The organism is Pseudomonas sp. SWRI77 (genome assembly GCF_014269105.1).
GTDB classification, from domain to species: Bacteria; Pseudomonadota; Gammaproteobacteria; order Pseudomonadales; family Pseudomonadaceae; genus Aquipseudomonas; species Aquipseudomonas capeferrum.
On the sequence record NZ_JABWRV010000002.1, the window covers coordinates 71,892 to 88,703 of the forward strand.

At 58.8% G+C, this 16,812-nt stretch carries 12 protein-coding genes; 7 read left to right on the plus strand and 5 right to left on the minus strand.

The features are described from left to right. The first annotated feature begins 78 nt into the window (after positions 1–78). The 6 genes from HU766_RS02760 to HU766_RS02785 all read left to right on the plus strand — a co-directional run bounded on the left by HU766_RS02760 (position 79) and on the right by HU766_RS02785 (position 9,699). Entirely contained in the window at positions 79–2,985 is a 2,907-nt protein-coding gene (locus tag HU766_RS02760) for an FAD-binding oxidoreductase (protein ID WP_186653103.1), read from the plus strand. A gap of 106 nt (positions 2,986–3,091) precedes the next feature. After that, positions 3,092–4,654: a PucR family transcriptional regulator gene (locus tag HU766_RS02765; protein ID WP_186653106.1), complete on the plus strand. Its 1,563-nt coding sequence runs from the start codon at positions 3,092–3,094 to the stop codon at positions 4,652–4,654. A gap of 125 nt (positions 4,655–4,779) precedes the next feature. Further along, positions 4,780–6,063, plus strand: a complete 1,284-nt coding sequence (gene gabT, locus HU766_RS02770) for a 4-aminobutyrate--2-oxoglutarate transaminase (RefSeq protein WP_033697808.1) — start codon at positions 4,780–4,782, stop codon at positions 6,061–6,063. A 179-nt stretch (positions 6,064–6,242) separates the two neighbouring features. Further along, a complete protein-coding gene (locus tag HU766_RS02775; protein ID WP_033697810.1) occupies positions 6,243–7,655 on the plus strand; it encodes an amino acid permease in 1,413 nt (470 codons plus the stop codon). Positions 7,656–7,725: 70 nt separating this feature from the next. Further along, the gene (locus HU766_RS02780; protein WP_186653110.1) at positions 7,726–9,201 is read left to right on the plus strand and encodes an NAD-dependent succinate-semialdehyde dehydrogenase; all 1,476 of its coding nucleotides are present in this window, start codon (positions 7,726–7,728) and stop codon (positions 9,199–9,201) included. Between the two features lie 195 nt (positions 9,202–9,396). Beyond that, entirely contained in the window at positions 9,397–9,699 is a 303-nt protein-coding gene (locus HU766_RS02785) for a hypothetical protein (RefSeq protein WP_186653113.1), read from the plus strand. Between the two features lie 301 nt (positions 9,700–10,000). On the opposite strand, the gene HU766_RS02790 is transcribed toward HU766_RS02785, so the two are convergent. The 4 genes from HU766_RS02790 to HU766_RS02800 form a co-directional block, all read right to left on the minus strand. Continuing rightward, positions 10,001–10,792, minus strand: coding sequence for an NYN domain-containing protein (locus HU766_RS02790; protein WP_033697820.1), 792 nt, complete (start codon positions 10,790–10,792; stop codon positions 10,001–10,003). Positions 10,793–10,828: 36 nt separating this feature from the next. Further along, positions 10,829–10,957, minus strand: a complete 129-nt coding sequence (locus HU766_RS26395; protein WP_258714849.1) for a hypothetical protein — start codon at positions 10,955–10,957, stop codon at positions 10,829–10,831. A 72-nt stretch (positions 10,958–11,029) separates the two neighbouring features. Next, positions 11,030–11,656, minus strand: coding sequence for a histidine phosphatase family protein (locus HU766_RS02795; RefSeq protein WP_186653661.1), 627 nt, complete (start codon positions 11,654–11,656; stop codon positions 11,030–11,032). Positions 11,657–11,707: 51 nt separating this feature from the next. Beyond that, positions 11,708–12,655, minus strand: a complete 948-nt coding sequence (locus tag HU766_RS02800; RefSeq protein ID WP_186653118.1) for an AraC family transcriptional regulator — start codon at positions 12,653–12,655, stop codon at positions 11,708–11,710. Positions 12,656–12,825: 170 nt separating this feature from the next. On the opposite strand from HU766_RS02800, the gene HU766_RS02805 reads away from it, so the two are divergent. Continuing rightward, a complete protein-coding gene (locus HU766_RS02805) occupies positions 12,826–14,046 on the plus strand; it encodes an MFS transporter (protein ID WP_186653124.1) in 1,221 nt (406 codons plus the stop codon). Between the two features lie 225 nt (positions 14,047–14,271). Here HU766_RS02805 and HU766_RS02810 read toward each other — a convergent pair whose 3' ends face one another. Next, on the minus strand, positions 14,272–16,680 hold the full coding sequence (locus HU766_RS02810) for a TonB-dependent siderophore receptor (RefSeq protein WP_186653130.1): 2,409 nt from the start codon (positions 16,678–16,680) through the stop codon (positions 14,272–14,274). Positions 16,681–16,812 lie beyond the last annotated feature (132 nt).

Genomic DNA, 16,812 nt, shown 5'->3' on the forward strand with positions numbered 1-16,812 from the left:
CGCCCACTGCTCTACCCTGGGGAGTCCCCGTAGGGCCGTTGCGTTTCCGTGCTGATGATCGAGACCAGGCTTCTCCTAATGACAAAAAACAACCCTATCCCTTTCGACCTCAACCTCCTGATGACCCTGCGCGCCAAGCTTGAGGCGCAAACCTCGGCGGAGGTTCGATTCGACGCCGCCACCCGCGCTATCTACGCCTCCGAGGCCTCAAACTATCGTCAGCTGCCGATAGGCATTGTCATTCCCAAAACCGTCGACGATATCGTGACCACGGTACGCCTCTGCAAAGAGGCCGGCATGCCGATCTTGCCGCGTGGCGCGGGTACCTCCATGTGCGGCCAGGCGGTGAACGCGGCGGTTGTGATCGATGCCTCCAAATACCTTCATGCTGTTCATGAGATTGACCCTGCAAGGCGCCTGGCCAGGGTGCAGCCGGGTGTGATCTGCGATCAGCTCAAAAGCGAGGCGGCCAAGGTGGGGCTGACCTTCGGCCCGGACCCTGCAACTCATAGCCGCTGCACGCTGGGCGGCATGATCGGCAACAACTCCTGTGGCGCTCACTCGGTGATGGCGGGCAAGACAGTCGAAAACGTCGAGCGCCTGGAAATTCTGACCTATGACGGTGAGCGTTTCTGGGTAGGGCCTACCGACGAGGCCGCCTACCAGCAACACATCAGGGCCGGTGGGCGACGTGCCGAGATCGTGCAGGCATTGAAGGCGCTGGTCGATCGCAACGAGGCGCACATTCGCGAGGGGTTCCCCAAACTCAAACGTCGCGTGTCGGGCTACAACCTCGATCAGTTGTTGCCTGAAAACGGCTTCAACATTGCACGCGCGCTGGTGGGCGTCGAAGGCACCTGCGTCACCGTCCTGCAGGCTGAGACGATTCTGGTGAAGAACCCGACTCACCGCGTGCTGGTGGTGCTGGGCTATGACGAGATCTATTACGCAGCCGACTCCGTACCGCAGTTGCTGCCGCTCAACCCAATCGCAATGGAAGGGTTGGATGATGGCATCATCGATGGGCTCAAAGAACGCGGCATGAAGCTTGCCGATATCGCTGAGCTTCCGGCTGGCAACGCCTGGTTGATGATCGAGTTTGGTGCTCTGTCGACTGAGCAAGCGATTGCCTTCGCCCAGAAGGCCGTGGACATCGCGCCTGAATTGCCGGGTAGCCCAAGTGTGCGGCTGGTGACCGATGCAGGTTTGATGAATCGAATCTGGACGATCCGCGAGACGGGCGCCTCGGCGACCTCGCTGGGGCTGGACCCGAACGCGCCTGATCCTGTCGTAGGGTGGGAGGACGCAGCGGTCGAGCCCGCGCACCTTGGCCAGTACCTTCGCGAGTTCAAGCGCCTGGTCAGCAGCTACGGCTACAAGACCAACCTCTACGGGCACTTTGGTGATGGCTGTATCCACTCGCGCATTACCTTCGACCTGAAATCCCAGGACGGCCTGGATAACTGGCGAGCATTCCTGGAGGAGGCGGCTCACCTGGTCGTGCGCTACGGCGGTTCGTTGTCGGGCGAGCATGGTGATGGCCAGGCCAAGGGGGAATACCTGCGGATCATGTACTCCACCGAGATCATGAACGCCTTTGCCGAATTCAAAGCGATCTGGGACCCGCTGAACAAGATGAACCCAGGCAAGCTGATCCATGCCATGCCGGTCGATGCCAACCTGCGGTTGGGCCCGGACTATGAGCGCCGCGAAATCCCCAGCCAGTTCACCTACGATGCACGCCTCGGTGACAAGGGCCTGGCGCGTGAGGCCGAGCGCTGCATCGGGATGGGTAAATGCCGCTCGCTCGATGGCGGCACCATGTGCCCAAGCTTCAGGGCGACCCGCGAAGAGAAGTACTCCACCCGCGGCCGTGCACGTTTGTTTTTCGAGCTGTTGAAGGGCGAGGTGATCGAAGGTGCCTGGCAGAACGAGGAGGTCAAGGACTCTCTGGATCTGTGCCTGAGCTGCAAGGGCTGCAAGACGGACTGCCCGACCAATGTGAACATCGCCCGCTACAAGACCGAGTTCCTTAGCCGCTATTACAGCCACAAGCCGCGCCCGGTGATGGACGCCATGATCGGGCGCATCGGCGCATGGCTGCCTCATGCCACCAAGCTGTCACCCGTACTCAACTACGCCATGGGTAACCCGCTGGTGCGTAAGGCGGGTGCTTATTTCGGGCTGGCGCGTGAAGCCAAGTTCCCAAAGGTCGCCTCGCAGAGTTTCCGTAGCAGCGCTACGGCCAGGCGCATCCTGAAAAATGAGCGTGTGCGTGTCGGTACAGAGGTGCTGTTGTGGGTGGACAGCTTCAATAATGGCTTCACGCCCCACGTGCTCGAAGCGGGTGTAACCGTACTCGAGGCGCTTGGGTTTAGCGTAAAACTGATGAAGCGCCATGTGTGCTGCGGCCGGCCTTATTACGACGTGGGCATGATCGATCAGGCCAAGTCGAACCTTGAGCAGATCCTTGCCCAGTTGGCGCCAGTGCTCGAAGAGGGGCTTCCAGTCATCGTCCTTGAGCCCAGTTGCTTGTCGGTGTTCCGCGACGAAATGCCGGGCCTGTTCCCGACGGACCCGCGCGCCCAAAAGCTCGAGAAGTCGATCATGACCTTGAGTGAGTTCATCGAGCAGCGTGGTTTGCAGTTGCCTTCGATCAACGAAGACGTGCGCATACATGGGCATTGCCACCAGAAGTCCTGCGGCGGGATGGCTGGGGAGCAGGGCATTCTTGAAAAGCTGGGCGGCCAGGGCCAGGTGATTGCTGCGGGGTGCTGCGGCGTGGCGGGTGCATACGCTTACCATAGCAAGACGGCTCCGATTGCGAAGATCATCGGTGAGAATGAGTTCAAACCTCACATCGACAAGATCCCGCAGCAGGCGGCGGTCGTTGCCGATGGCTTCAGTTGCCGCGGGCAGATCCGCAACGTGAGTGGCAGAGAAGCCATGCACCTGGCCGAGTACCTTGCGAAAATTCTGGGTTAGTTGCACGCAGCGCAGCATTCTCCAGTATCTGGCTGCTAAGGTCGTTGCAAACCTGGCAGCCATCGAGTGCTGTCGAGTGGTTATTTCTAAGTGGGATTGATAGGTCATGAAGCTCGACGCAGCGATAGGTAGCACTGTGCTTCGCGAGGCCACTGTGGTGGCCGGTGAAACAGCCATGGATCGCGAAATCACCTGGGTTCACATCGTCGATCACCCCGAGATCACCAATTGGTTGAAGCCTGGCGAGCTTCTGTTGACCACCGGCTACAACTGGCCAGTAGACGACGAAGAGTGCCGTGTGATGGTGCGCCGGTTGAGTGAAATCGGTTTGGCGGGGGTGGTACTGGCTGTTCCCCATTTTCGCGAGCATTTCACCCAGGCCGCGATTGACGAAGCGAACCGCTGCGACTTGCCACTGCTCGAGTTGCCGTGGGAGATCCAGTTCAGCGAGATCATGCACGATGTACTGGCCCGGATCATCAACATCCAGGCCGAGACCATTCGCCGCTCAGACCATATCCATCGCACGTTGACCCAGGCTGCCTTGGAGGGCAACAACCTGGAAGGCTTGGCCAAGGCGCTGAAATCCGCCCTGGACAAGCATGCAACCGTGGTCTCTGCGGATGGTACTGTTCTGGGGGCCTCCGACCCCGCGGTCGACGCGCTGGCCGAGCGCGCACTGATTAAGAAAATCACCGAACTGGACTCGCTCACGGGCTGTTTCGATGCCACCACGGCAAAAGTCGTGACGCAGGGCGTGCAGCGCCCCAGGCTGGGCGGTGCCATCAGGCTACGTGGAGAAGTGGTGGGCATTGTCTGGCTGCACGGCGAAGAAGGGGCGTTTGAGGAGCTGGAGTCTCGAGCGCTCGAACACGCCTCGGTGATTGCGGCGTTGCACCTTGCCTACCAGCGTCAGTTGTCCGACCAGGAAACCCGCTTAGGTTATGCATTCGTCGCGGGGTTGCTGGAGGGCAAGTTCTCTGCCACACCAAGTGCCATAGAGCGGGCGCAAGTGTCGGGATGGGGCGAAAACAGGGACTACCGGGTTTGTCTGGTGTTGTTGAATGAACCGATCCCGTTGTCGGTGGAAGGCTTCAACCGACGCTCGCGAATTGCCGAGCGTATTGCCCAGTCGATGCAGGGCATGGGCATCGCGCCGCTCATGTCCGTCTCGCTGAACCAGGTCAGCTTCTTGCTCCCGGCAGAAAACGCCCCAGACGCCATCTGGAGGTCGGTACGCACAGAAGGTAGTGCGATGGCCGTCAGCCGCGTGCACAAGGGGGTGACGGGCATGGCTCAAGGGGCAGAGGACGTGCTGGCGCTGCTGCCTCTGCTCAAGCCCGGAAAGCTGCATGACTTCGACGAGGTGCTATTCCCTCGCGCCTTGATGGGGGACTCGGACGCCCGTCGCTTGCTGATGGAAAAGCTGATCGAGCCGCTCGGCAACCCCAAGCGCGGCAATGCCCTGATAGACACCGTACTGACCTTGGCCAGAGAAGGCTTTCAACTACTCAATACGGCCAAGGCACTGGATATTCATATCAGTACGCTGCGGTACCGGGTCGAGCGGATCGAGTCGATGCTGAATATCTCGCTCGACAATCCAGACGATAAGTTCAAATTGCAGGTAGCGGCTCAGATGTACGTGTTGGCAACGGATGATAAGTAAAAGCGTTGAATTGGCTTTTCCTGCTTTAAGCAGGATTAGTTTGCGCTCGCTTCCTACTTCCTGGTTGTAGTTGGAGGGAAGGGCAGTGGTTAGCATTAAAACACTGACACATAAAGGTGAATGCTATGTCCTCTCAACAAAAATTGTCTGTATCGGCGCGTGCCCAGCATGTTTCCAACGGTGTTGCAGTTGCTCACCCCATTACGGTGAGCCGCGCTGCGGGTGCCTACCTATGGGATGATCAAGGTAAGAAATACCTGGATTTCGTGGGTGGCATAGGCGTGTTGAACGTGGGGCACAATCACCCGCGTGTGGTCGAAGCGGTACGCAAGCAGTTGGACACCTTCTCGCATATCTGCTTCCAGGTTGCGGCTTACGACCAATACACCGATCTGGCTGCCAAGCTGAATAACCTGGTTGGCGGCCCAGAGCACTACAAGTCGGTGTTCCTGACCACCGGTGCCGAAGCGGTCGAGAACGCCATCAAGATCGCGCGGGGCTACACCAACCGCCCAGGTGTGATCGCATTCCGCGGCGGTTTCCACGGCCGTACCTTGATGGGCATGACCCTGACCGGCATGAGCCAGCCGTACCGCCAGAACTTCGGCCCTTACGCGCCGGACATCTACCACACCCCGTACCCGAACGAATACCGAGGCATCACCACCGAGAAAGCGCTGGTGGCCCTGCAGGAGGTGTTCGACACGCAGATCGCTGCTGATCGTGTTGCGGCAATCATCATCGAGCCAGTACAGGGTGACGGTGGCTTTATCGCAGCGCCCGTCGAGTTCATGCGTGCACTGCGCAAGAAAACCGAAGAACTGGGCATCGTGCTGATCTGCGATGAAATCCAGACCGGCTTTGGCCGTACCGGCAAAATGTTCGGCTTCGAGCACGCCGGCATCCAGCCTGACCTGGTAACCGTTGCCAAGAGCCTGGCCGGCGGCTTGCCGATCTCGGGCGTTGTCGGCCGTGCCCGAATCATGGATGCCCCGCAGCCAGGCGGCCTGGGCGGCACCTACGGTGGCAACCCACTGGGCTGCGCCGCTGCCCTGGAAGTGATCAAGATCTTCGAGTCCGAGAACCTGACCGAGCGTAGCCGCGCTATTGGTGCGCAACTGCTGGAAGGCTTCAAGCAACTTGAGGGCCGTTTCAACAGCATCGGCCACGTACGCGCCATTGGTGCCATGGCAGCGGTCGAGTTCGTTTCCAATCGCGACAGCAAAGAGCCGGATGCGGCGATGGCGCAGCGCGTGATTGACGCTGCCCGTGAAGAGGGCCTGCTGCTCATCAAATGTGGTGTGTACCGCAACGTGGTTCGCTTTATCTGCCCGTTGGTGATCACTGAGCAGGATGTTGCCAAGGCACTTGGCATGTTCGAGCGTGCATTGGTTGCCGCACAAGCCTGAGTCCGACTGCTTGCCGGTGCAGGGATTGAACGGATCATTTTGTTCACGTTCACCGACTTGAACTTGCCCCCTCCCTGCAGGGGGCTATCACACCGCAAGTTAATCAAACAGCGTGCCGGGAAGGGGGTTGGCGGTTTCTCGCGCGTCTATGTTTCCCGTCAATTAATAGAGGTGCCTCGATGATGAATACAAGTATAAGTATCGATAAACCGAACACCCATGACAGCCAACTCAAGGCGGGCTTGAAGTCTCGGCATCTGACAATGATGTCGATCGCAGGGGTCATTGGTGGCTCCTTGTTCGTAGGGTCGGGGAGTATCATTCACAGCGCGGGGCCAGCCGCCGTTCTGGCCTTTCTGGTTGGCGGCATTCTGATGATGCTGATCATGCGAATGCTGGGGGAAATGGCAACGTCATCGCCAGACACTGGGTCATTCTCGACCTACGCCGACCGCGCCATTGGTCGCTGGGCCGGTTTTACCATTGGGTGGCTGTACTGGGGTTACTGGGTCAGCCTGATGGCGTGGGAAGCATACGTTGCCGGAAAAATCCTCAACGGCTGGTTTCCATCGATCAGCATCAATGTCTTTGTGCTGGCAACGACCCTGGTTTTGCTCAGTATCAACTTCTTCAATGTGAAGAACTACGGTGAATTCGAGTTCTGGTTCGCCTTGATCAAAGTGGTGGCGATCTTCTGCTTCCTGATTGTGTGCGGCCTGGCCGTGACCAACCTCTGGACGCTGGGGGAGGTGAGCGGCATCAGTAATCTGACCGCGCATGGCTTTATGCCAAACGGCATAGACCCCGTCGTCGGCGCAATGCTCGGGGTGATGTTTGCATTCCTGGGGGCCGAGATTGCGACGATTGCAGCGTCAGAGTCTGCAAACCCCTCGCAGCAGATCATCAAGACGACGAAGTCGGTTGTCTGGCGCGTAGGGCTGTTTTACGTGGGGTCGATTTTCCTGATTGTGTGCCTGGTGCCGTGGAATGACCCCATGCTGGGCGTGTCAGGCTATGGCTCGTACCGCCGGACACTGGAGCTGCTTGGGGTGCCTGGCGCAGAAGTGCTGATGAACTTCGTGGTGCTGACCTCGGTGAGCAGTTGCCTGATTTCTGCGCACTACACCGCCTCGCGCATGCTCTTCTCCTTGGCCACCCGCGGTGACGCACCTGCGTTCTTCAAGTTCACCAAGGCCGGAACGGGCATCCCGGTCTACGCGATTATTGGCTCGTGCCTGGTGGCTGTGATTCTGGCACTGATCAACTTTAGTGAGGCGCTGCGGCCCAAGGATGTACTGGATACGCTGATGAACATGACCGGCACTATTGCACTGCTGGTTTACCTGGTCATCGCCTGCTCTCAACTGAAGATGCGACGCAAACTGGAACTCAAAGGCAGTGACATCCCGTTGAAGATGTGGCTGTTCCCTTGGCTGACCTGGGCGGTGATCGTGTTCATCGTGGTTTGCCTGGGGGTGATGTCGTTCATGCCTGACTACCAGGTGCTGGTGGTGTCTACGGGCAGTGCAGGACTCGCGTTGGTGCTAATCGGAATCGTGCATCAGATTCGATGCAATCGCTTAAAGCGATAGTTACAGGGCACGCGCGGTGTCGCGGCCTGTCGGCTTAGTTGCCAAGACTGCTACTCAAATTGGGGGTTTTATGAGCTTTAAACTGCAGCGCGACGCGTTGATGGTTACCAAGAATTACATTGCGGGTGAGTGGCAGGATGCAGTATCGGGCGCCACCCTGCCGGTCAATAACCCGGCGACTGGGGAGCCTGTTGCCTGGGTTGCAAATAGCGATGAAAAAGATGCGGAAGCTGCCATTGACGCGGCAGCCGCCGCTTTTGAAGCTTGGCGCGCCACGCCCGCCAAACAACGCGCTGTCATTTTGAAACGCTGGAATGACCTGATCATGGCGAACGCCGAGGATCTGGGCAAAATCATTTCCTCTGAGCAAGGCAAACCCCTTGCTGAAGCCATTGGTGAAATCGCTTACGCCGCCAGTTATGTCGAGTGGTTTGCAGAAGAGGCGACCCGCGCGAACGGCGACATCATCCCTCAGGCGGTGCGTGGCCGTAAAATGACAGCCCACTGGGAGCCTGTGGGTATCGTTGCTGCCATCACGCCCTGGAACTTCCCCGCCGCGATGATTGCCCGGAAAATCGCGCCTGCACTGGCTGCCGGTTGTACCGTTGTGTGCAAGCCCGCAGCAGAAACCCCACTCACTGCGTTGGCCTTGGTCAAGCTTGCGCAAGAGGCGGGCGTGCCGGCAGGTGTTCTGAATATCGTCAACACCCTCTCGTCAAAGACAGTTGCCGATGTGTGGCTGGACGATGCCCGTGTTCGTAAAATCACCTTCACCGGCTCGACCCCCGTGGGTAAGCACCTTGCCCACGAATCCTCCCGTACCCTGAAAAAGCTGGCGTTGGAGTTGGGTGGTAACGCTCCGTTCATCGTGTTCGAAGATGCCGATGTCGATGCTGCGGTAGAAGGCTTGATGGTTGCCAAGTTCCGTAACGGCGGCCAAACCTGCGTGTGCCCCAACCGTGTCTACGTTCAGTCGAAGATCTACGGCAGGTTCCTGGAAAAACTGGCAGCCCGCGTAGCAGCCTTGGTCGTCGGCCCGGCGAGCGATCCGGCGTCCCAGATCGGCCCAATGATCAACGCCAAAGCCATCGCCAAAATCGAAGAGCATGTTAACGATGCCGTTGCCCGGGGCGCCCGAGTGCTGACCGGCGGCAAGCGCCTGCTCACCGAACAGCGCGCCGAGTCCACATACTACGCGCCAACCGTTCTGGCCGACGTAGACCGCGCTGCCAAGTGCTTCCATGAGGAAACCTTCGGGCCCGTCGCGCCGATCACTCAATTCGACACCGAGGAGGAAGTCATCAAGATGGCCAACGACTCGCCATTCGGGCTGGCAGCCTACTTCTATACCAACGACATGCGCCGTGTGCACCGCGTTACCGATGCGCTGGAGTGCGGCATTGTCGGAGTGAACGAAGGTGCGCTGGCTGCCGAAGCTGCGCCATTCGGCGGGGTGAAGGATTCGGGTTATGGCCGCGAAGGCTCCGTCCACGGCCTGGCGGAATACATGCACATCAAGTATGTGTGCCAGGGTGGCCTGGATTAATACCTCAAACGTGGCGCGTTAGTGTGTTCTGCATTGGGCCTTCATTGCGAAGGCCTTAACCAGCTTGGTAAGTTGCAGAACTTTCGGTTTAGTGCTTTCGTCAAGTAATTGACCCATGCCGGTTTTCATAACGATCAAATTGAAACCGGCAGGCCTTGCCCCAGCGCACGGGGTTTTCGCCAAGAGATCCACTCCATGGACGCACAAGCAGCGGTCGACGGCATTCGTTCCCTCGGCGAGAAGCGAGTGGTGACCTTTCTGGGTTTTTCCGACGCGGGCTATGAGGATGAAGCTCGAGCCCGGGAGGTATTGCTGGCAGAGCTCGCGACCTTCGACCCTCGGGATACCATCGTGTGCTCGGGTGCCACTGCGCAAGGCATTGGCATAGTCTATCCACTGGCACTGCGTAAAGGGTTTCGCACCGTAGTCTGGGTGACTATTAACGGTAAAGCCGAGCAGCCGATTGGCGATGGAAGTGACGCGATCTTGCGTTGGTGAAGGGTGGGTTCTGCGGAGCCTTACCTTTGTCATCGAACGCCCCTTCAAGCCCTTCTTCGGCGAACAAGGCATCGCCCTGTGACCCTCTGCGGTCCCTTTAGGAGCGGCCTTGCCGGGGCGCCGGACCGGTCGGAAAGGGGCGCGCAGCGGCCCCAGATTGGTGCGTCACCGCTGATAGTGCCGGGGCTGCTTTGCAGCCCTTTCGCGACGCAAGGCCGCTCCTACAACGGGCGTCGTTCGCCAAGGTGCAGAAGGCGCCCAGCTCGCCGGCTTCGAAACAGGACCTCCTGATTACAAGGAATCACTTGCTAGGTGGCTTGTGCCGGGCGTACATCGCGGTACCCCCAGCAGATGCACCACGAGCCTGCAGTTCGAACGTTTGCGGGTATGCCTTGATCAGGTCGCTCAGCTTCTTGAAACCATGGGTACGCGGGTCAAACTCCGGGCGAAGCTTCGAGATGTTCGTACCCAGCACACTTAAATGTGCCCAGCCATCCTCATCAGCAATGTCGTCCAGAATTTTGGTAATGAACCCGATGGGCGCCTTGGGCTTCTTGGGCTTTTCTGCCGCCACCGGTTTTGCATCAGGTGTCACGGAGGATTCGACAGACGCCTCGGCATTGGGCGACTGAGCGGCTTCGTCACGCAGCAATTCGATGTAGATGAACTTGTCGCAAGCGGCCACAAAGGGCTTGGGCGTTTTTTCCTCACCAAACCCGTAAACCGTCAAGCCTTCCTCCCGCAGCCGTGACGCGAGGCGTGTGAAGTCGCTGTCGCTGGACACCAGGCAAAAGCCATTGAAGCGCCGGGTGTAGAGCAAATCCATGGCGTCGATGATGAGCGAGCTGTCGGTGGCGTTCTTGCCCTTGGTATAGGCAAATTGCTGGATGGGTTGGATCGAATGGTCGAGCAGCACTTTTTTCCAGCCACCGAGTTGCGGGCCAGTCCAGTCACCGTAGATCCGCTTGACGCTGGCGACACCGTACTTGGCGATCTCTTCGAAAAGCCCCTCGACGATCGCGGCTGGCGCATTGTCGGCGTCAATCAGTACTGCGAGGTGTTTTTGCGTGGTGGTAGAACTGTGTGTGGCCATGGTCATCCTTGGGGCATGAAAAGAAGCTGTTCTCAGTCATTCTTGCTGCATTTGTCTGTCCCAACCGAAGGCCATGAGGCTGTGCAGGCAAGGCCACTGGATGAGCTTGCGGTAGCGCAATTGCTGGGACTCGACGCGCAGGTCGTCGTTCGGGCGCCATTGCATATTGAAAAGCTTGTCATGGCGCGACAGGTCAACGCACCAACTGCCGCAGCTTAATCGCTTTTCGCGACTCGGTCATACAAAGGCGCGCCGGGCCGTACAGGATGGTTTTTCGGCATTGAGTACCAGCTCCAGTCCCCAGCCATTTTGAATGTGGTTCGCGATCTCAAATTCGCGCCAGTGAGTCATTGCCTGGCCATCGATCATGCGTGGTTCACACTCGATTAGCCAAACCACGGCATTGAGGAACTGACCATGGGAAAACACCAGAATGTCTTCTGCTGGGTGCAAGGCCAGGCGATCCAAGAACGACCGCGCGCGCTCAATAAATGCGAGGAACGACTCTGCGCCTTCTCCGTCGACGTGGGACGGATCAGCTTTAGCCCAATACCGGTCGACCCAAGCTTTTCGTTGAGCAACCGTAGTGTTCACGCAATTCGCAGGCGCGAGGTAGGTGAATTCTTCGATGGGCCAAGTCTCGCAGGTAACGTTGGGGAACATTGAGCTCGTCGCGTCCGCGGTTGCTTGTGCGCGTAAGAAGGGTGACGCAACGATCAATCCAGGCGCCTTGCTGATTGACCTGGCTACGCGCGCTGCTTGATCGCGGCCCTTATCAGTCAGTGGGATGGTCGCGTGATCCAGGGTGGCCGCGCCGGCATTCGCCGCGCTTTCTCCATGACGTATGAGGAGGACGATCTTCATTTTACCAGTGGAGTACAAATGTTCCCCTCCTTGTAGGTGAGTGCTCAAGGTTCAGGGCAGGCTGGGTGTGGTGGCGCCTGATCGTTCCGCACCTAGGCGCAACCCTGCGATGTCGCGCTTTGGCGGCGTGCCGAACTGCCGCCCATACTCGCGGCTGAACTGCGAGGGGCTTTCGTAGCCGACTTTGAAGGCAGCGGTGGCGGCATCCAGATGCTCGTTGAGCATCAACCGTTTCGCCTCGTTCAACCTCAACCATTTCTGGTACTGCAGCGGGCTCATCGCGGTGAGCTGGCGGAAGTGATGATGGAAGGTCGAGAGCCCCATCTGCACCTGGGAGGCCAGCTCGTCTACCCGCAGCGGGGCGGCGTAGTTCAGCTTCATCCAGTCGATGGCCTTGGCGATTCGGTGCCCCTTGCTGCCCACGGAGGCGATGTAGCGCAGGAGAGGGGCCTGGTCGCTGAGTAATAGCCGGTAGTGGATTTCTCGCTGAATGAGCGGCCAGAGCGTAGGGATCGCATCGGGCTCTTCCAGCAACTCGATCAGGCGGGTGAAGCTCTGCAGCAGCTTCGGGCTGAGTTCACCCACTCCCGCGCTGGTATGAAAGGCCTGACCGCTCAAGGGAAGACGACCGTCTTGCGCGATCAATTCCGCCAGCGTGCGCAGGTCGAGCCTTAACACCAGGCCCAGACAGGGGGCTGCCTCGCTGGCCATCGTCACCGCCGAGTTGGCGGGGATATTCAGTGAGGTGACGAGGAAGCGGCTCGTGTCGTAGGGGAACACGTCGCTGCCAATGACCATTTCTTTGGCGCCCTGGGCGACCAGCACGATGCTCGGCTCAACGATGCACGTGATCGGCGGGGCCGGTGCATGACGTCGGTAGACGCCGAGCGCTGCAATGCGCGTCGCGAAATCGCCAGCGGTAGGCGCATGGGCGCCGATGACCCTGCACAGCGTGGCCATTGGGTTAGAGGGAGAGGACGGTTGTGTGCTGGCGTGCATGGGAAGCATCCGATGATCTCGTGGGAAAACACTACGCGTGCGCTACCTGAGATGTCCATGCCCGGTCAGCACGGGTTGGAGATTTAGGCAAGAAAACTAGCCATTTGCTCTACTGGTAGGCCGGTTTACGCGAGGAAGATGGCAGTTCATTCACTGCGGGAGCCGCGGACATGCCCCATGGAGCGAACAATTTGTACAAGCGTGAGCCGGTTTCGCTCAAACGGGACTCACTACCCCTTCAGCATTCAAGCCGCCAGGTCTGGAGTGCTGTGCTGGCGATGTCACTCTGTGCCTTCGCCCTGGTAGCGTCTGAGTTTCTGCCAGTGAGCTTGCTCACCCCCATTGCATCCGATTTGTCGCTGACTGAAGGCCAGGCCGGGCAGGCCATTTCGATCTCGGGCTTCTTTGCCGTGATCACTAGCCTGTTGCTGGCCACCCTGACCCAGGGGATCGATCGCAAGCCTGTGCTACTGGCCACAACCGCGCTGATGCTGATTTCCGGAGGGATGGTGGCATACGCCCCGAACTACCTGACGTTGATGGTGGGGCGAGCCGTGCTCGGGATTGCCATCGGTGGTTACTGGTCGATGTCCACAGCGGTGATGATGCGCATCGCACCCGAGGCGCTCGTTCCCAAGGCCATTGCCGTGATGCAGGGCGGTACCGCATTGGCCACGGCAGTCGCGGCTCCGATCGGGAGTTATTTGGGCGGCATTATTGGCTGGAGAGGGGCATTTTTGTGTGTGGTGCCGTTGGCCGCGTTGGCGTTGATCTGGCAAGCCTTCACGCTGCCGGCAATGCCGAGTGAGCGGACCAAGTTATCGGCCAGCGGCTCGCTGCGCTTGCTGGGAGACAGCAGGGTCGCGCTCGGCATGGCCGCCGTTGCTTTCCTCTTCATGGGGCAGTTCACACTGTTCACTTATCTGCGGCCCTTCCTGGAAACGGTCACGCAGGTGGATGTGCCTACGCTCTCGCTGCTCCTGCTGATCATTGGCGCCGCAGGATTGGTAGGCACTGTGTTGGTGGGCCCCCTCGTTGCACGTCATCTTAATCGGGTGCTGATGGGGATACCCTTGATCATGACCGCCATTGCATTCGCCGTGATTGCGGTGGGTAGCTGGGTCGTTCCAGTCGCCGTTCTGCTGGGTTTCTGGGGGCTGATCGCTACCTGTGCTCCCGTGGGATGGTTCACCTGGTTGGCCAGGGCACTGCCGCACGATGCAGAAGCCGGGGGTGGCCTGATGGTCGCGGTGATTCAGTTGGCTATTACTGCAGGGGCAACGGTAGGCGGCGTGCTGTACGACGGGATGGGCTATCAAGCTACGTTCGTAGCCAGCGGAGTATTTTTGCTTGTTGCAGCTGTGCTGAGCGCTATGACCCGTCGCAAGTAAGCCAGTACTGGCTAAATGCCGGTGAGTTTTTGCGGGCAAAAGAAAGCCCGCTGCTAGGCGGGCAAGGTCTATCACACGTAGGGATAGCTTCAGGTTCTCTCAAACCACGTGAAAATTGAGTGAAAGAAACGTTCTCATGATGTGATGGCCGCATCGTCGAGAGGCCCACTGTGTGGCTGATAGCGGCTCCCCAAGCGTAAAAGCCATCAGGATCCACGTACTCGGTTAAAACGCATAAACCAAAGTAGCCGTGGCGCTGCGCGGGGAGCCATACCAGCCACGTGAGCCAATCGCGGTGTAATAAGTCTTGTCGAACACGTTGTTCAGGTTCAGCGAGACGCTGGTTTGTGGCGTGAACGCGTATTGCGCCATCAGATCGACCACGCTGTAGGGGTCTTGGGTGAACGTTTCGTCGTTTGGACCTGCGCCTTTGTAGTATTCGGTACCTTGCCAACGTACTCCACCGCCGACCTTCAACTGCGGTACGGACTGAAGACGATAGCTGGTGAAGAGTTTCAGGGTGTCTCGCGGCACTTCAGTGTTCAGGCGGTCGCCGTCCGAGTCTTTGCTGACGGCGTAGGTGTAGCTCGCCGAGACCTGCCAATCCGGCAGAATCTCGCCTGCCATTTCCATCTCGAAGCCCCGCGTTTTGGTACCAGACTCGGCACGGTATGCCTGGTTGCCATCCGGGGCCAGGTTGCTACCGTCGGCTACCGCCAGGTTGTCCTGATGCACCTCGAATACGCTAAACGCCGTAGTCAGGCGCTTGTCCCAGAATTCGCTCTTGAGACCGAGCTCGTAGTTCTCGCCCTCCAGCGGATCCAGGTAGGTACCTCCGACATCTTTGTTGCTTTGCGGCTTGAAGATGGAGGTATAGCTGGCATAGGCCGACCAGTTCTCGTTGAGGTCATAAACCAGCCCGATGTAAGGGGTGACGACCCCAGTTTCGCTCCGCGAGGTGCGGCTGGTGTCGCCGGATGACAGGGAGGTGGAAACCTCGTCTCGTCTCCAGTCGATGACCCGGGCCCCGGTGATCAGTGACAGGTCATCCGCCAAGCTCCAACGCACCGAAGCCACCAGTCCATCCTGGGTTTCATCTAGAGCATCTTCGGAGGACTTGGTGTGGATGGCGTCAGGTATCGCCAGCGACCCGTCCCAGGTATGGATATTGTCAATGTCCTGGAACGACCACAGAGGATAACCGTCGTTACGGTAGTAGGCCTTGTAGTGACTGGCGCCTAGGTAAGCTTGGTGCTCGCGGGAGAAAAGCTCAAATGGGCCCGACGCCGAGAGATCGAACGAGGTTTGACGAGGCTCGCCGGCCCAACGGCCAGTCCAAGTATTGATGCCGCTGCCATCAGGGTTGACGGTGCCACTGGCCGCAGTGGCAAAGGCGTCATCGTAGCTGCGGCGGTTGTGCTCGGCATTGAGTTTCAGATGCCAGCCGTTGGCGAGGTCGTGATCCAAGGTGGTGAATACGGTTCTAGTTCGACGCTTGTGATAGCTCCAGTCAGCAGCAGAGTTGAATGAGCGGGAAGGGCTGAAGTGACTACCATCTGAATTGAACATCGGGAAACCATGGTTACCTGCCCCGTCGCTGTCCATCTCTTGATATTCAGCGCCCACTGTCAGCATCGTGCTGTCGGTGACGTCCCATTCCAATACGCCATATGCTGCCTGCTTTTCCAGGGATTGGCGATCAATGTGGCTCTGGCTGTTGGTGTTCGATGCGACGAAGCGACCTCGCACATTGCCACTTTCCGTCAACGTGCCGGACACATCAAACTCCTGACGGTAGTTGTCCCAAGAGCCCGCTTTAAGGGTCAACTTACGGTGTGTTTCTAGTGTCGGCTTCTTGCGAATCAGGTTCACGGTCGCGCCGGGATCGCCGGTGCCGGACATTAGCCCCGTGGCGCCGCGCACTACTTCGACCCGGTCATAACTCACCATGTCGGAAAGGTCGTCCCGGAAGCCATAGGTATTCGGTCGGTTGATGCCGTCGACCTGAATGCTGCCGACCTCGAACCCCCGCACGTAAACGTGGTTGGCGTCGCTGCCAGCCGGCCCCATGCTGTCCACGACCACGCCAGGCGTCTGTTCAAGCACCTGGGCAACCTCGTTCAGGTTCTGATCTTCGATCTGCTGACGGGTCACTACGCTGATAGATTGCGGTGTCTCTCGTGCCGAGAGGCGCAGGCCTGTCGCGGTGCTGGCCGAGCCCGTGGTGTAGCTGCCAGTGCCTTCGGTGGTGGCGCCGAGCCCCACGCTGGAAACGGTGGTGGCTGCAAGCTCCATCGAACCGTCCTGGCGGGGACGAACCAGCGCGTAACGCTTTTCTCCAGCTTGCTGTAACTGCAGGCCTGTACCTTGCAGCAGTAGAGCCAAGCCCTGGTCTACCTCGTAGTTACCTCGCAGCCCTTCACTGTTAAGCCCCGCAACTGCTTCATTGCTGAAGTTGACAACTACTCCGCTGGCCTTCGCGAATTTATCTATGGTGCTAGCGAGGGAGCCCGCCGGGATACTGTAAGCAAAAGGTTCGGCCCAGACAGTGGCGGTAGTTAGCAGCGTGCCAGACAGGCTGACCGCGAGTGCGGCTTGGCGAAGGCTGGTGGCTGAAGCAAAACGAGTGGACATCCATTGACTCCTGTTCGATAGAACGCAGGCTACCATTACGAAACGTATTGCTAATGATAATGCTTCGCATAAAGGCGGCGCGCATAATCCTTCGGTTCTCTCGTGGTTGTCAATTGGTGTTTTACGGTTCTG

Bases quoted from the DNA above. Each gene is read 5' to 3' on its own strand.
- HU766_RS02785 (WP_186653113.1), top strand. From the start codon at position 9,397: ATGGACGCACAAGCAGCGGTCGACGGCATTCGTTCCCTCGGCGAGAAG.
- HU766_RS02760 (WP_186653103.1), top strand. From the start codon at position 79: ATGACAAAAAACAACCCTATCCCTTTCGACCTCAACCTCCTGATGACC.
- HU766_RS02780 (WP_186653110.1), top strand. From the start codon at position 7,726: ATGAGCTTTAAACTGCAGCGCGACGCGTTGATGGTTACCAAGAATTAC.
- HU766_RS02775 (WP_033697810.1), top strand. From the start codon at position 6,243: ATGATGAATACAAGTATAAGTATCGATAAACCGAACACCCATGACAGC.
- HU766_RS26395 (WP_258714849.1), bottom strand. From the start codon at position 10,957: ATGCAATGGCGCCCGAACGACGACCTGCGCGTCGAGTCCCAGCAATTG.
- HU766_RS02805 (WP_186653124.1), top strand. From the start codon at position 12,826: ATGCCCCATGGAGCGAACAATTTGTACAAGCGTGAGCCGGTTTCGCTC.
- HU766_RS02810 (WP_186653130.1), bottom strand. From the start codon at position 16,680: ATGTCCACTCGTTTTGCTTCAGCCACCAGCCTTCGCCAAGCCGCACTC.
- HU766_RS02765 (WP_186653106.1), top strand. From the start codon at position 3,092: ATGAAGCTCGACGCAGCGATAGGTAGCACTGTGCTTCGCGAGGCCACT.
- HU766_RS02790 (WP_033697820.1), bottom strand. From the start codon at position 10,792: ATGGCCACACACAGTTCTACCACCACGCAAAAACACCTCGCAGTACTG.
- gabT (WP_033697808.1), top strand. From the start codon at position 4,780: ATGTCCTCTCAACAAAAATTGTCTGTATCGGCGCGTGCCCAGCATGTT.
- HU766_RS02800 (WP_186653118.1), bottom strand. From the start codon at position 12,655: ATGCACGCCAGCACACAACCGTCCTCTCCCTCTAACCCAATGGCCACG.
- HU766_RS02795 (WP_186653661.1), bottom strand. From the start codon at position 11,656: ATGAAGATCGTCCTCCTCATACGTCATGGAGAAAGCGCGGCGAATGCC.